At 67.2% G+C, this 494-nt stretch carries 1 protein-coding gene; it reads right to left on the bottom strand.

The window, feature by feature from the left end:
• Positions 1-161: 161 nt before the first annotated feature.
• Positions 162-494, bottom strand: a 333-nt coding sequence (locus POF73_RS45915) for a DUF3459 domain-containing protein (protein WP_272125498.1), incomplete at its 5' end; no start/stop codon positions are given.

Raw genomic sequence — 494 nt, 5'->3', positions numbered from 1 at the left:
GGTCAGGCCCTTGAGGTCGCCGACGCCGTCGCCGTTGCTGTCCTGGAAGGAGCGGACCAGGACCTCGTAGAAGACGGCTCGTTTGAACCAGTCGGGGTCACGGTCCTTGGCAGGGGTGTCCTCGAAGGTGTCCTGAACGGGCTCGTTGACGGTCATGGCGCTCAAGACCCTCCGATCTGCGGTGGCGATACCTGGACGTGGAGCACATGCGCGGGAGCCCTGCCGGGCTCCAGGCGTACGTAGTTGGTGCGGCCCCAGCGGTAGGTCTCACCCGTCAGTTCGTCCCGCACGGACAGGGAGGCGTCCCAGTCCAGGCCGAGTTGCGGCATGTCCAACGAGACCGTGGCCTCCTGGGTGTGGTGGGGGTCGAGGTTGGCGACCACCAGAACCGTGTCCGGGCCCGTGCGCTTGCTGTACGCGATGAGCGCGTCGTTGTCGGTCCGGTGGAAACGCAGGTTCCGGAGCCGGTGCAGCGCGGGGTGGCTTCTGCGGAT

Source organism: Streptomyces sp. HD, assembly GCF_028369295.1.
In the GTDB taxonomy this organism is placed as follows: Bacteria; Actinomycetota; Actinomycetes; order Streptomycetales; family Streptomycetaceae; genus Streptomyces.
Note: the sequence above shows the minus strand (reverse complement) of the source record. Positions and strands in the feature narration are given on the sequence as shown.